Source organism: Chryseobacterium panacisoli (assembly GCF_008274625.1).
Lineage (GTDB): Bacteria > Bacteroidota > Bacteroidia > Flavobacteriales > Weeksellaceae > Chryseobacterium > Chryseobacterium panacisoli.
Genome location: NZ_VTRU01000003.1, coordinates 148267 through 163519 on the forward strand (window position 1 = coordinate 148267; position 15253 = coordinate 163519).

Sequence of the window (15253 nt, forward strand, 5' to 3'; positions counted from 1 at the left end):
AAAAATACCCCGGACATCGAAAAACCGATGAACCGGGGCACCTTAGTGTCTCTTTAAAATTATTTTACTGGTTTAATTGAAATTGCGAAACCGCCGCTTCTTGCCATTTTAAAATTAATTTTTGACTTGCCTGTAATCTCTTTCTTATAGATATTATAGCTTTGAGGATTATCAATATAATCAGCAGTTTTTCCATCTTCATAGATTGTTGCTTCATATTTCTTCCCTTTATCCAGGAATGAGAAGTCTACAGTATACTCACGTTTGTTTTCATCGGTAATACCACCTACAAACCAGTTTTCAGTCCCTTTTGCTTTTCTTGCTGTAATCACATAATCACCTGGTTCAGCGGATAAGATTTTTGTATCATCCCAATCTGCTGCTACATCTTTGATAAACTGGAAAGCATCCATATGTTTTTTGTAGTTTTCAGGAAGATCGGCTGCCATCTGAAGCGGCATGTACATCGTTACATAAAGAGCCAGCTGTTTTACCAGAGTAGTTTTTACAAAGCGGTTATCTCCAGGGAAATAATAGTCTAGCTTCGTCTGGAAAATACCTGGTGTATAATCCATGGAACCTCCCATCCATCTTGTAAACGGAAGAACCGTCTGGTGATCAGGTTTGTTTCCTCCGAATGCTTCATACTCTGTTCCACGGGCTGCTTCAGCAGAAATATAATTCGGGTAGGTACGGCTTTCTCCTGTAGGACGTACAGATTCATGAGAATTAACCATGATCTTATAGTCATTTGCTTTTTCTGCTATTCTATAATAATGGTTAATTGTCCATTGAGAATAATGATGTTCTCCTCTAGGAATAATATCTCCCACATATCCGGTTTTCACTGCATCATAGCCATATTTATTCATTGTCTGGAATGCTTTATCTGCCCATCTTTCGTAGTTCGTTGCAGAACCTGAAGTTTCATGGTGCATGATCAGCTTAATTCCTTTCGAATGGGCATATTCATTCAACATTTTGATATCAAAATCCGGATAAGGGGTAATGAAATCAAAAACAAATTCTTTTGAATGTCCGAACCAGTCTTCCCAGCCGATGTTCCAGCCTTCGATCAATAATCCCTGGAAACCGTTTTCTGCAGCAAAGTCAATATATTCTTTAACTTTGGTATTGTTGGCTGAGTGTTTTCCGTTTGGAGTCAATTTCGCAAAATCAGTTTTACCTAAGTGTACATTTTCAGCTGTAGAATATGCCCATTGTGATTTCCCAATGATCATTTCCCACCAGACTCCCATGTATTTTGTAGGGTGAATATAAGAAGTATCAGTGTACTTTGTAGGCTCGTTAAGGTTGAAAATCATTTTAGAATCCATCACCTGTTCTGCTTTCGGAGCTACGATAATCGTTCTCCAAGGAGTTACTGACGGAGTCTGAATGTACCCTTTTGCTCCCTGTCTGTCAGCAGTTAAATGCGTTTTGAATTTATAATTCTGTGCATCTACTTCCAGATGGGAAGCCGGATAATCTAATACCGCAGCTTCAGCAACATTGATATACAATGGCTCTTTTCCTTCTTTTTTAAGCATTAATGGTGATTGAACTGCATTTTTCACCAATGACTGTGAAGCATTAGCATCAAATGCTTTGTCCCATTTTGAAGGGATTTCGGAAACTTTAGTTTCCTGGTACTGGTATTCCTGAGAGTCGTAATCTGCAACCATCCACCATGCCTTCATATCGGTAGGGAAATCAATTTCAGAATCTTCTTCTCTGATCACAAAATAATTAAGGTTCTTTTGCTGTGGGAATTCATATCGAAAACCTAATCCATCATTAAACAATCTGAATTTCACAACGATACTCCTATCTGTAGAAGCCTGATTTAGCGTAACTGCCAGTTCGTTGTAATGATTGATATAGTTTTTCTTTTCTCCTAAAACCGGCTGCCAGGTTTCATTTTTAGTGTCTCTTTTTTCATCTGTCTTTGCAAAACCGTTGTTCAGGTCGTATTTTGCATCTTCTGATTTGGCTATTTCAGAAGCGAATTTTATGGCTGTGTCTTTAAATAATCTCAATCCCAATTTAGAATCTTCTACCACTACTGCTCCATTATACTTAAGGTTATAGTAAGGTACTCCTTCTTTCAGCTGAAAATTCATTTCAAACTTCCCGTCCGGAGATTTTAAAGATTGGGCTTTCACCCCTGTAAACATCATTGAGAGCAAAAGCGCTCCAACTGTAATTTTCTTCATAATGACTATTTATTAACTAGATAAAGTGCCACGGTAAAGCAGCACTTTGCTATATTATACTTCTTAAACTATTATAATTCTTCTATTTTATAAACTCCTAATTTAACGTCTACTGTAATTTTATAATTTCCTCCTGTTCCGTCAAATTTAATATTCCCATTACTTCCTTTAGGAGCAATAAAACCTGAATTTCCATCTCCTGAGATATTTCCCCAATCAAGATCACCCCATGCCTGTTGTCCTACAAATTTAAATTGAGAACCAGCAGGAAGTACAATAGTATGCTCAAACTTACCACCACCTAAATTAGTCATGGCAATAGCAGCACCCACATTCCATCCATTAATTGTACCCACCATGTATAAATTTGCTGGGTTCCAGTTATTAACAGCAGAAGGAACTACATCTATTGTTTTTTTTGCAAGATCAGAGTCAATAGTAATTTTATACATTCCTGAAGCTCCGGTAAAAGTCATATTTTCAGGTGCAGCTGCTGCTAAATTAGAAGACCAGGTTTTGAAATATTTATTAGCATCTTGTATTCCTGAGGTATCTAAGCTATAATTCAACGGACTCCAATCCTTCTGTCCTAAAAATCTGAATGGTTTCCCATTTTCAAGGTAAGTATAGATTGTAGAAATATTTTCATTCTTATATAACATTTGAGCCGCTCCAGCATTCCATCCTACACTAGATGCCTCTCCTACAATATAAAAAGAAGGATATTCTGCTAAGTATGGAGTAATGGTCATTGGGATCACATTAGAATAAGATGCAGCATTTCCTACAGAAGCTTTCATTCTTACCTCAATATTTGCTGCAACTCCTGGAAGAAATCCTGCATCAAGAATAATTTTATTTAAATCCTTTACAGTATAAGTGTTAGATAAATCACTTGCCGTTACATCTGCACTTTTAGCATTTGCAAAACTTGTTCCTGCTTTTGCAAATTCAAGAGTATTACTATTTACCACAGCAATATTAAATGTAGGATTAACCCAAGTAAATTTTACTGCTTTGTTATTTTCATTTGCCTTAAGCAGAACCAATGTTGTTGCATCCCCAGCTAAGGTAGGATTTTTTGTTACTTCAAGAACAGCTTTATCTTCATCTTTCTCACAGGAAATCATTATAATTCCAATGAAAACTGCAGCTAATATTTTGAATAGATTTTTCATTTTCAAATGTACTTTTTAAGTTAATATCCAGGATTCTGAATCAGATTAGGGTTTGCTACAATATCTTTCGCAGGTATTGGGAAAAGATTTCTATAACTTTCTACCGCTTTACCATCTTTCACATTTCCTTTCCATGGCCATACATAATCTCCTGTAGTATATTTATTGAAACGGATAAGATCACTTCTTCTGGTCATTTCCCAGGATAGTTCTCTTCCTCTCTCATCTAAAATAAAGTTGAGATTAATAGAAGATATATTTCCACTTGTATTTCCATAAGCACGTTCTCTCAACTGATTAATATAGCCAATTGCTGTTGCCTGACTTCCACCAGCTCCTCCTCTCAACACTGCTTCAGCGTACATCAAATAGATATCTGCCAAACGGTATAACGGGATATCAGCCTCAACCCAGTTGGTATGAGCTCCAACAGATCCGTTACTTTTAACATTTTTAAATTTGATAAATGCATACCCATCTGTGAATGATCCTAAATCATTAATTTCTAAGTTCTGTCCTGCAGTAAAGAATCTTCCTCTTTTATCACTTCCATTAGTAGGGAATAAGCCTACAAACGCTTTTGTCGTTCTTAAACCACTCCATCCTCCATTCACTCCAAAGTCAGCAGCTTTCATATCTCCACCTATTGCAGCATGAACAAGATAAGTTGTTCCACCATTGGTCTGTGTATTGATTCCGTCAAAATTTACACTTAAGATTTGTTCAGGATTATTGATATTGTTATCTGCAAGGAACAAATCGTCATATTTCGGTTTTAAAGAATATCCTGCAGCAATCACTTTGTTACAATAAGTGATACAGTCTGTATTTCTTTGAGTTCCCGTATATACTTCTGCATTCAAATATAATTTTGCCAACAATGACCAAACAGCAGCTTTATCTGCTCTTCCGTACTCATTGGTTTTAGGATCTTTTAATTCTCCTGCTACAGCAAGTAATTCAGACTCTATATAATTAAACAGTGCTTTTCTTTCAATCCTTTGTGGCGGATTTACAGAACCCGGCAAGTAAGATTCATCTACAAAAGGAACATTTCCGAACATATCTATCGCATGATAGTATGACTGCGCTCTAAGGAAACGTGCTTCTGCTCTCATTAATTTTGCCTGAGCAAGATTATCTCCAGTAATATTATTGGAAGCCAATTTTTCATCTGTCACATTTCTCAGGAATTCATTACAAAAAGCAATTTCTGTATATACTCTATAATACATGGCAGCAATGAATTCATTGGAAGCATCCCAGGTCATTTTGTGAAGGGTATGAAGGTTTCCGTCATTCCAGCCAATCACAGCTTCATCGGTTGTGACAACGTTCAGGGTATACATCAATCTGGTATATTGAGAGAAACCACCATTGATTCCGTTAATATCACTATCCGGCTGATCACCGTCTCCACTGATCTGTCCTCCCATAGCAAGGCCTCCGTAAAGCTTTGCCAATACATTTTTATAGTTGGCAAAATCCTTATATATACTGGCTGAAGTAACATCTGTGATAGGTTCTCTTTCAAGATCTTTCACACAAGAAGCTGCTGTCAATAAAAATACTGCTGAAAGAGGCAATACTATATTTTTAAGTTTAATTCTATTTAGTTTCATTGAATTCTTATTTAAAATTGGAAGTTAAAACCTAAAGAATAAATCTTAGGCATTTGGTAGTAACCATTATCTATTCCACCAAAAACTTCAGGATCTACTCCTGAGTATTTAGTAATTACAAAGACATTCTGCGCCATTGCATATACTTTCAGATTACTGCCTTTAGTGAAAATTTCTCCGAAATTGTACCCGACATTGATATTATCCAGTCTCAGGAATGAAGCATTCTCAACATAAATATCTGATTTATACTGAGGAACAGAGAATTGATACTGAGGTGCTGTTGCGAACACATTCTGAAGATATTCATTGGTAGATGCAGATTGTAAAGAACTATTGGAAGCAGCATTATTATATACATAATTTCCTAATACAGCCCTTGCACTTAATGCAAAATCCCAGTTCTTATGAGATACTTTGGTAGAGAAACCTAAAATTGCATCAGGGGTTGTGGATTTGTAGTAATACATATCTTTTGTACTGATTGTACCATCACCATTTCTGTCTACAAAGGCACCATCAACAGGCTTTCCATTTGTATCATATACCTGCTGATATACCCAGAATGAATTAGGTGCATATCCCACTGCATGAGCCTGAATTCTGTTTCCCGAACCTCCTTCAATACCTCCTACTTCCATATTGAAAGACTCATCTGCTCTGTCTTTAAGTTTCGTGATTACCGGTTTGTAATGGGTAGCATTAAAGCTTACCTCCCAGGTTGTATTTTGGTTTTTGACAGGGATTACTGTAATACTTCCTTCAATCCCCTCATTTTTCATGTCTCCAACATTTTGCCAGCTCGCGTTACTTAAGCCTCCTGCAGGTTCGTCAGCATATACAAGAAGATCTTTGGTATCTTTTCTGAAGACATCTATTGATCCGGTAATTCTGTTTTTATTAAATCCAAAATCTAACCCTAAGTTCTTCGTAGTAGTAGTTTCCCAGGTAAGATTCGGGTTGTAGTTAGCAGGTCTAAACATAAAATAGAATTCATTTCCGAACTGATAACCAGCACCCTGATAACTAGGGTTATAAGCAGCAAAGGCAGGATAATTATTAGGTTTATTACCATTAAGAGCAGGCAATTCCTGCTGTCCTGTTTTACCCCATCCTGCTCTCAGTTTTAATGTACTGATTGAGGATATATTTTTGATGAAATTTTCTTCATTAAGCTTCCACGCTAAGGAAACTCCCGGGAAAACACCCCATACATTATCTCTGGTACCGTTGAAGAATCTTGAAGATCCATCTTTACGAACCGATCCTGAAATCACATATTTATTAGCTATGGTAAAAATAGCTCTTCCATAAAATGAAATCAGCGTATTTTGAGTTTTGAAGTCTAAATCCTGCGAGTTAATTCCCGTTCCTCTATAAGTGATAGCTCCTGGAAGATAAATATTAAAATCCTGATAAGAATACCCTGCAGTAATATCCACACCAGTATTAATAGCGCTGATATTTTTCACATAATTAAAGTAGGTTTCCAAAAGCTTGTTTTTCTTTTCCATTGAATAGAAATTTGAGCTTCCTTTATCTTCAAAACCAGGTCTTAGACGGGCATCTTTAAATTTATGACCATCACTTTTGGTATAATCATACCCGGCGTTCACATTGAAATGCAAGTCCGGAAGAAAATGAAACTTATAATCTAACTGAATATTTCCCAATCCCCTTAGAACAGAAGACACATCTCTTACCCCATTGATCAGTCCAAGCGGGTTTGAATTGGCATTTACATTATATCCTGTTGCAGATCCGGAATCCAGCCATTCATAATAACCACCATAATTAGAATTCCCTGAATAAACAGGTTGTGTAGGATCAAAATAAGTTGCAGCCTTAATTACTCCTCCATCTACGAATCTGTTATCTGTAAATGTTCCTTTTGCGTTCACATTCACTGATAAATGATTGTCAAAGAATTTAGGGTTTAAGTTTAATCCTACAGAAGTTCTGCGGAAAGAATTTGATTTTACAATCCCGTTCTGCTCATTATATCCTAATGATAAACGGTATGGCAGACCTTTGATTCCTCCTGAAAGGGCTACGTTATTATCTGTCCCCCATGCTGCCTGATAAATTTGATCCTGCCAGTCAGTATCAGCATTTCCAAGTTTGGTTTTATAGCCGGCTGGTGCATAAGCATTAACAAAATCCCTGAACTCTTGAGCGTTCAGCACATCCACTTTCCCCATTTTGGTAGAAACCGAAGTTACTGTTGAGAAATTCAATTTAAACTTCCCTGCAGTTCCCTTCTTGGTTGTAATGAGAATAACCCCATTAGAAGCTCTGTTACCATAGATAGCAGTAGCAGAAGCATCCTTAAGGATATCAAATGTTTCAATATCATTTGGGTTAATTAAGGATAAAGGGTCTGAAACACCATTCATTCCTACAAAGTCCTGAGGAACTCCATCAATGACGATCAAAGGTGAGTTTTCTCCACTTAAAGAAGATGTTCCCCTAATCCTGATCTTTGTCCCGGATCCCGGCGCTCCACTGTTATTGGTAATCTGTACCCCTGGGGTTTTCCCCTGGATCAGCTGTCCTGCAGAAGTTGCCCCTCCGTTAAAATCTTTTGCTGTGACCGAAGTTATAGAACCGGTAAGATCAGATTTTTTCTGCTTCCCATACCCGATTAATACAACTTCCTCAATTTTCTTCTCCTGAGGAACAGAGTCTTTTGTCTGCGCATGCATTATTGTGCTGGCCAATAAAAAAGCAGGTGCAATTTTCAATACTGTTGTAAAATTATTCACAATCATATTTTTTTATAGTTTCGTTTTTTCAGTCTTAATTCGGCTTGTAGCCAGACTCGCAATTTAAAAAAAAAATAGAATTATCGTAATTTTAATATAATTTTAGTTAAAATTATGTATATTACGAAACACTTTTTAGTTAGTTTTTTAGATTTCAATAATTTGCACCGTCTTATGCATTGCATAGTATTTGTATTAAATTAATATTTAGTTAAACAATCGTTTAACTTAAATTCATATTCAACCTTATAAAATTGCATTCTGCATCATAATAACACCACCAATAGCGGTATTCAACAGATATTCCTTATCTTTGCAGTTAAAACTTTACTATAAATGTCAAACAGAAAGATGATTACGGCAGCTTTGCCTTATGCAAACGGGCCGGTTCATATAGGACATTTGGCAGGTGTTTATATTCCTGCGGATGTTTACGCAAGATTTCAGAGAAGATTAGGAAAAGATGTAGCGTTTATCTGTGGTTCAGATGAGCACGGAATTCCTATTACCATAAGAGCTAAAAAAGAAGGAGTAACTCCTCAGGATATCGTTGACAAATATCACGGAATCATTAAAAAATCTTTTGCTGATCTGGGAATTTCATTTGATGAATATTCAAGAACAACGTCTAAAAAGCATTATGAAACCAGCCAGGATTTCTTTAAGGTATTGTACGAAAAAGGAAAATTCACAGAAGAAATTTCTGAGCAGTATTTTGATGAGCAGGCAGGAGAATTCCTTGCTGACCGCTATATTGTAGGAACGTGTCCTAATTGTGGTAATGAAAATGCTTACGGAGACCAGTGTGAGAAATGTGGTTCTACCCTTTCTCCTTCTGAGCTGATCAATCCGAAATCAATGCTTAGCGGAAATGTTCCTATCCTTAAAGAAACCAAAAACTGGTACCTTCCATTAAATGAATATGAAGACTTCTTAAATGAGTGGATCATTGAAGGTCATAAAGACGATTGGAAGCCCAACGTATATGGACAGGTTAAATCATGGCTGAATGACGGCCTTAAGCCTCGTGCGATGACCAGAGATCTGAACTGGGGTGTTCCGGTTCCGCTTCCAAATGCAGAGGGGAAAGTATTGTATGTATGGTTTGATGCGCCTATCGGTTATATTTCTTTTACCAAAGAATGGGCTGAGAAGAACGGAAAAGACTGGAAAGACTACTGGCAGAGCGAAAACAGTGACCTTGTACATTTCATTGGAAAGGATAATATTGTATTCCACTGTATTATTTTCCCCGCGATGATGAAAGCTCACGGAGATTATATTATGCCTAAAAATGTTCCTGCTTTTGAATTCCTGAATCTTGAGAACGATAAGATCTCTACTTCAAGAAACTGGGCAGTATGGGCTCACGAATATGTGGAAGATTTCCCTGGACAACAGGATGTTTTAAGATATGCTCTTCTTTCATCAGCTCCGGAAACTAAAGATAATAACTTCACATGGAAGGATTTCCAAGCTAAAAACAACTTCGAATTAGTTAACAAATTTGGAAACTTTATTAATAGAGTTATTTCTTTTACTAATAAGAATTTTGAAGGAAAAGTTCCAAATGGAACCTTAGATGAAGAAAGCAAGATTGCTATCAAAAATGGAATAGATGAAGTAAGTACTCATTTAGAAAAATATGAATTTAGAAATGCTTTAAGTGCATTCATGAGACTTGTAGATTATGGTAACTTATATCTTCAGAATGCTGCACCTTGGAATTCTATAAAAACCAATCCAGCTGAAGCAGGACAAACAATGTTCGTTGGTGCTCAAATTGCTGCGGTTGTTGCTCAATTATGCGAGCCATTTATGCCGTTCTCTGCTGAGAAACTGTTTGGGTATTTTAATATTGAGAAAAAGAATTGGGAAGAATTACAAAATTCTGAAATTCAAATTGAGGCTGGGCATAAAATCGAAGAAGCTCCTTTATTATTTACAAAAATTGAAGACAGCGTAATTGAAGCTCAGATCCAAAAGCTGGAAGACACAAAACAAAACAATAAAAAAACAAACCCTAACGCAAACCCTATGAAAGAAGAGATCACGTTTGATGACTTTACTAAAATAGACCTTAGAACAGCAACCATTACAGAAGCTGAAAAAGTAGAAAAAGCAGATAAATTATTAAAACTTACTGTAGATACAGGAGTAGATGTAAGAACTGTTGTTTCCGGGATTGCAGAGAGCTTCACTCCTGAAGAAGTAATTGGGAAGCAGGTAATGATCCTGTTGAACCTTGCACCTAGAAAAATCAGAGGAATTGAGTCTCAGGGAATGTTATTATTAACGACTAAACCAGACGGAAAATTATCTTTCGTAACACCGGATGATAGCAATGTTGAAAACGGTATTGAAATCGGATAATTAAAACCCTTATCAAGATAACAGGCTGTTTCATTAGAGACAGCCTTTCTTTTACAGATCAACTATGGTTAACAGAAATGTATTAAGAAAACTCTCCGACTCAGAATTAGAGAACTATTTGAAAGCAGGCAGCCGCTTTGTTCCGGAAGCCGTTCAGATCGCTTTTGAAATTATGGAAGAAAGAGGACGTATTTTCAGTGAACAGGAAAAATCCGCTGTTCATCAATTGATTCAGCATAAAAAAGAAGAAGAGGAAGCAAAACGTACAGAAGAAGTAGAAATCTGGAAAGACCATATCACGGAAGATACTGATGCCATTAAGCTTTATTCTCGAAGGACTATTTTTGTCAGCTCCGTTTTGTTCTCTCCGATTCCAGGATCTATTTTACTGTTCCTTAATTTAGCCAAACTAAAAAAATACCCTGCAAGCTTCTTAGCACTGGCATTTGGTTTTCTTTTTTTTATGTTTCAAAAATACGTTCTTCTTTCCCATTTTGACTTTGGTACCACTTCCAGATACAGTCCCGAAATTGGAGTCATTGCAGTAGGTGCTTTAGGTTTACTTGTCATCAGCGTTTTGACAACTCCAAAAAAACTTCCTTACCGTGCAGAATCTTATATCCTTCCAGTGATTTTATGTGCCGGAACCACTGTTCTGATGTATTTTTATTTTCAGGAATGGTTTTCTTTCTATCCGTTTGCAAGAGCCATCCATCTGCTCAGACAATAATAAGGAGCTGTTTCCCGCTATCCACTTTTACTCCTCGCGCCGAGCTTTCACTCTAAAGAGTGTCCATCCTATGCTGTGGGGTAACCGTTTCTATCGGGGCTAGGAAGAAAGCAAAAAAAAAGTCATCCCGGTTTACAGAATGACTCTATTGTTTTTGAGATTGCTTCGCTTTCAGCTCGCAATGACTTATCGTTAATTATTTCTTAGTCAGTTTGGCTAAGTAAGAATCTTCGTCTTTCAGAATTCTTTCTATTTTGAAGCCGTTGTTTTGGGCTGCATTTTTCAGGGTATTGAAGTCAAGATACAGCCAGGTAATTGGTTCCTCAGATTCTCCTTTATAATGAACCACATATCCCAGCTCACCATAATATCCGCCTGCAGGAATATACACTCCGCCATCTTTATCGCGGTCAAACATATAAAGGATATCCGTACTGTCGATGAGAATCTGCCCCTTATTATTTAATAAAGTATGCAGCTTCTGAAGATAGGTATCTATTTTAGCGAGCTTTTCAAAAACTCCTGTACCGTTCATCAATAATAAAATCGTATCAAAAGTTTCTCCTGAAAAATCAAGCATATTTTCACAAACTGCTTTTTTAATGCCTCTCAATTTGCAAACCTCAATAGATTTTGGTGAAATATCCAATGCTGTCACCTCAAGATCTCTTTCATTCTGAAGATATAAAGAATGAGAACCTGCACCTGCTCCGATATCCAGAACTTTCCCTTCGGATAACTTCAGTGCTTTCTGCTCAATATCATTCATTTCTTCAAAATCTCTGAATAAATATTCTACCGGAAGTTCATCCAGTTCAGAAATTGATGTTTCAGTCTGCAGATCCTCCGGATTTTCATTGTGGTAATAATCCCAGATCGCTCTGCCCATTAAATCTTTCATGGTGCAAAGATAAGGGTTCAAGGTTCAATGTTCAAAGTTTTTAGTTGAATGTTATGGGTTACTGGTTGCTGGTTTATTTTGTTGCAAGTGTATTTTGTTGATGCTTCTATTTAAGTTATCATTATCTTGATTCTTGGTTCTTGATTCTTGATTCTTGATTCTTGGTTCTTGGTTCTTGGTTCTTGAAATTCACCATTCACTTGCGAAGCAAAATTCACTATTGACATCCATGGTCTTCCATCAATATTTTACAGAACATCCTCCTAAGCCCTAAAGCCTGCAACCTATCACCTGCAACCTGCTACCTATCCTCTTCCTACTCCATCGAATCCTTCTCCTTATGTCTATCCGCCTGAGATTCATTCTCTGCTACCCCCGCTTTCCAGTAAGAATAAGCATACAATTCCTGGGAGGTCCAGTTTTTTTCTTTTCTAAGGTAGGTGCGGATTTCTTTTACGCTTGAGAATTCACAGGCTACATAGCCAAATTTTTTAGTTTCAGGAAGCTCAATGCTTTTTACTGCATTGGCAATTTCACTGCTGTTCTGAGGCTGCGTATTGTACAGCCATTTAAAATCAATTTGGGCTTTTGTTTCAAGCATTTGTTCGTCTCCTTTCCCATGAACTTCGATGATACAGGTTCCTTTTGCTGTTTCAGGAAGCGTTTCCAAAATCGCACTGATCACCGGAATAGCCGTAGCATCCCCAACCAGCAGATACCAATCTGCAGCAGGATACAGTTCTTTCCCTTCCAGACGCATCATTACTCCAAGCTTTGAGCCCGCCTCAGCTTCTCTCACCCATTTAGAAGCCGGCCCGCCGTCTCCATGATCTACAAAATCGATGATCAGTTCATTTTTTTCCAGATCAATCCCCCTGTGGGTATAGGTTCTGATAGCCGGAGCCACTTCTTTGGGAGGATATATCCACTGGTGATTTTCGTCCAGCGTCGGGAAATGAATCTCATTCAAGCCAGCCGGAGGAACTGCAATCTTATTATTGTCTCCCACCATGGTATTTTTGAACAACTGAACTTCGGGTGAATACAGATACACTCTGATAAAATGGTCAGTAATGTATTCTTTTCTGGTTACTTCGGCAACAATCTGCCCTGTTGAAATTTTAGCCATAACTGATTTTTTTTTTTAAAATTAAAATCCGGTTTCCGATCAATCTCAGAAACCGGATTTGAAATACAATATGTTTTCAGATCAAGGCATTTTTACCTTCATCTCATTTTTAGAATTCAAAAGTGTAAGAAAGATTGAATGTTCTTCCTCTTCCTTTATAATTAAACAATTCCGGCAGTCCGTAAGTAGAATACAACACCTGGGAGCGCTTACTCCATATCGTCTGATAATCGGTATTAAACAGGTTCTGGATCCCCAGATTGAATTTTCCCCAGTGGAATCGGTATCCCATCATCAGGTCTGAAGTGTTGTAGCCTTCCACAACATTATTAAGCTCATCTTTCTGCTTGAAATTCTGCAAAGACTGGAATCTGAATGACCAGTTTTTAATATTATATCCGATATAGGTCACCAATTTTGAAGGAGAAGCATTGTAAATTTCCTGTTTCTGCCATTCTCCTTTATTATCTACCTCAGATTTGATCAAAAGTCCACTTGCTCCAAAATAAACCCCATTGCTTAAGGCATAAGAAACCTCAGCCTCAATTCCCATGTTTCTTAATTTCAAATCATTCACAAGAATCTGGAAGGTTTTTTTATCTACGGTAACAGTTTTATCAGAATTACTCAAAAATCCGGCAATCTGAGCTCTTAAACCACCTCTGTTGATACGGTAACCTACCTCAAACTGGTTGGTTTTGATGGCCTGCAAAGGCTGTTCTTTCACATTGATACTGGACACAACATCCCAATTTGTACCTACAAGTTTATATTGCCCAATTCCATAGAACTTGGCAGGATCAGCTAAGCTTGCACCCTGAGAAAAAGTTCCCCAAACCTGGTGCTGCTCATTGAATTTATATAACAGTCCGGCATTCGCCAAGGTTACATTATAAGAACTTTCACCTCCCGGAATTGCAGATGCTGAACTTCCATACCCCATAGCAATCTGCGTTTGCTGTTCTGAACCTACAAAGTCGTCCATCTTCACATTGATGTGCTGATAACGGATTCCCGCATTCAGTTGTAATTTTGGAAGAATATTGTATTTTGCCTGAACATATCCGGCGTAACTCTGTGAGTGATTGGTTGGATATCTTCCCAAACTGTATTTAGTTTCGTTGACTAAGCCTCCACTGGACATTGTTTTTGCAATATCATAGACAGATTGGGTTCCCTCAAATTTTTCAAAATCAAAATCTGCTCCATACGTAACATTCAGCCCTCTCCATGATTTGGATAACAATGCTTTAATCCCTGAATAATAAGTATCCTGCTGTGAAGAGGACATATAAGGTATTTTTCCGGTCTGCAAAGTAACATTTCCCGGGAATGGGTAGAATCCTAATTTTTCACCCCGGGTAGCTAATTGCACATACAAATCCTGTCCGCCTAAAATTCCGTTTCCGTTATACGCTACAGTAGCCATATAACGCTCCGTTCCTACATTTTTATCGGAAGAGAAACCGTCTCTCATTTCTAGTAATGAGGCATTTTTTGTAGTAAACGCGCTTAGATTTTCACCCAAAAACAAGCTTCTGTCTCCATTAAATTTAGAATTGTAATACTGAACAGAGGCTGTTATTTTATGTTTATTATTAAACTGATATCCTCCAGTAGCAAGGATATCAATGGACTGATTATACTGAAGGTCCGTCTGGGTAATATCTGTAAAAAGCTGTTTCTGATCAGCTCCATACACCCCGCCATTCTGCTGATAGGCTACTCCCAGTCTTCCGAAAAACTTATCTCCTTTAGCGGCAATAGACTGAGCTGCACGGAAATCGTGGTCATCTTTTCCCATAAATCCTGTACGTACCCCTAGTTCTGTTTCTCCGCTAATTCCTTTTTTGGAAGGAATCTTTGTAATAATATTGATAATTCCACCGGTAGCGTTACCTCCATAAATTGAGCTTGCTCCTGAAAGCACTTCAATTCTTTCGATATTAAAAGGGTCTATTGCATCTAGCTGGCGGCTTATTGCACGGATGCTGTTCAGAGAAACTCCGTCTATCATCACAAGCGCGGAACGGCCTCTCATATTCTGTCCGTAATTGGTTCTTCCCTGTGGACCAATATCCATAGAAGGAATCAGAATCGACAACATTTCTTTGATAGGAACTCCGCTTTTAGCCTGTTCCTGAATCTTTTCTTTCTGTACTACCCAAACTGTACCCGGAACTTCAGAGATTTTTGTAGGTTTTCTGGAGGCTACAATTACCACATCTTCAATACCTTTAGAGGCTATAGAGTCTTTTACTGTCTGGGAAATCATCAATCCCGAAACCAAAAGACCTATGAATGCATACTGCTTTTTCATTCTTTCTACTTCAAAGTTT

Annotated in this window: 9 protein-coding genes; 2 read left to right on the forward strand and 7 right to left on the reverse strand. The window is 37.6% G+C overall.

Translation table 11 applies throughout. The annotated features are described in order from the left end of the window. Positions 1–59 precede the first annotated feature (59 nt). From FW781_RS13800 to FW781_RS13815, 4 genes are all read right to left on the reverse strand, one after another. Positions 60–2216, reverse strand: a complete 2157-nt coding sequence (locus FW781_RS13800; RefSeq protein WP_149387955.1) for a glycoside hydrolase family 97 protein — start codon at positions 2214–2216, stop codon at positions 60–62. Between the two features lie 71 nt (positions 2217–2287). Continuing rightward, positions 2288–3394, reverse strand: coding sequence for a SusE domain-containing protein (locus FW781_RS13805; RefSeq protein ID WP_149387956.1), 1107 nt, complete (start codon positions 3392–3394; stop codon positions 2288–2290). A gap of 20 nt (positions 3395–3414) precedes the next feature. After that, positions 3415–5016: a RagB/SusD family nutrient uptake outer membrane protein gene (locus FW781_RS13810; RefSeq protein WP_149387957.1), complete on the reverse strand. Its 1602-nt coding sequence runs from the start codon at positions 5014–5016 to the stop codon at positions 3415–3417. Positions 5017–5027: 11 nt separating this feature from the next. Beyond that, positions 5028–7781: a SusC/RagA family TonB-linked outer membrane protein gene (locus FW781_RS13815; RefSeq protein WP_149387958.1), complete on the reverse strand. Its 2754-nt coding sequence runs from the start codon at positions 7779–7781 to the stop codon at positions 5028–5030. A 336-nt stretch (positions 7782–8117) separates the two neighbouring features. Here FW781_RS13815 and metG point away from each other — a divergent pair, with 336 nt between their 5' ends. Then, complete coding sequence (gene metG, locus FW781_RS13820) at positions 8118–10154, forward strand: methionine--tRNA ligase (RefSeq protein ID WP_149387959.1); 2037 nt, start codon at positions 8118–8120, stop codon at positions 10152–10154. A 64-nt stretch (positions 10155–10218) separates the two neighbouring features. Next, positions 10219–10884 carry a hypothetical protein gene (locus tag FW781_RS13825; RefSeq protein WP_149387960.1) on the forward strand — a complete coding sequence of 222 codons (666 nt, stop codon included), beginning with the start codon at positions 10219–10221 and terminating at the stop codon, positions 10882–10884. A 196-nt stretch (positions 10885–11080) separates the two neighbouring features. On the opposite strand, the gene FW781_RS13830 is transcribed toward FW781_RS13825, so the two are convergent. The 3 genes from FW781_RS13830 to FW781_RS13840 form a co-directional block, all read right to left on the reverse strand. Next, a complete protein-coding gene (locus tag FW781_RS13830; protein WP_149387961.1) occupies positions 11081–11785 on the reverse strand; it encodes a class I SAM-dependent methyltransferase in 705 nt (234 codons plus the stop codon). Between the two features lie 316 nt (positions 11786–12101). After that, positions 12102–12914, reverse strand: a complete 813-nt coding sequence (locus tag FW781_RS13835) for a siderophore-interacting protein (RefSeq protein WP_149387962.1) — start codon at positions 12912–12914, stop codon at positions 12102–12104. A 109-nt stretch (positions 12915–13023) separates the two neighbouring features. After that, positions 13024–15234: a TonB-dependent receptor gene (locus tag FW781_RS13840; protein WP_149387963.1), complete on the reverse strand. Its 2211-nt coding sequence runs from the start codon at positions 15232–15234 to the stop codon at positions 13024–13026. Positions 15235–15253: the final 19 nt, after the last annotated feature.

Bases quoted from the DNA above. Each gene is read 5' to 3' on its own strand.
- FW781_RS13800 (WP_149387955.1), bottom strand. From the start codon at position 2,216: ATGAAGAAAATTACAGTTGGAGCGCTTTTGCTCTCAATGATGTTTACA.
- FW781_RS13805 (WP_149387956.1), bottom strand. From the start codon at position 3,394: ATGAAAAATCTATTCAAAATATTAGCTGCAGTTTTCATTGGAATTATA.
- FW781_RS13810 (WP_149387957.1), bottom strand. From the start codon at position 5,016: ATGAAACTAAATAGAATTAAACTTAAAAATATAGTATTGCCTCTTTCA.
- metG (WP_149387959.1), top strand. From the start codon at position 8,118: ATGTCAAACAGAAAGATGATTACGGCAGCTTTGCCTTATGCAAACGGG.
- FW781_RS13825 (WP_149387960.1), top strand. From the start codon at position 10,219: ATGGTTAACAGAAATGTATTAAGAAAACTCTCCGACTCAGAATTAGAG.
- FW781_RS13830 (WP_149387961.1), bottom strand. From the start codon at position 11,785: ATGAAAGATTTAATGGGCAGAGCGATCTGGGATTATTACCACAATGAA.
- FW781_RS13835 (WP_149387962.1), bottom strand. From the start codon at position 12,914: ATGGCTAAAATTTCAACAGGGCAGATTGTTGCCGAAGTAACCAGAAAA.
- FW781_RS13840 (WP_149387963.1), bottom strand. From the start codon at position 15,234: ATGAAAAAGCAGTATGCATTCATAGGTCTTTTGGTTTCGGGATTGATG.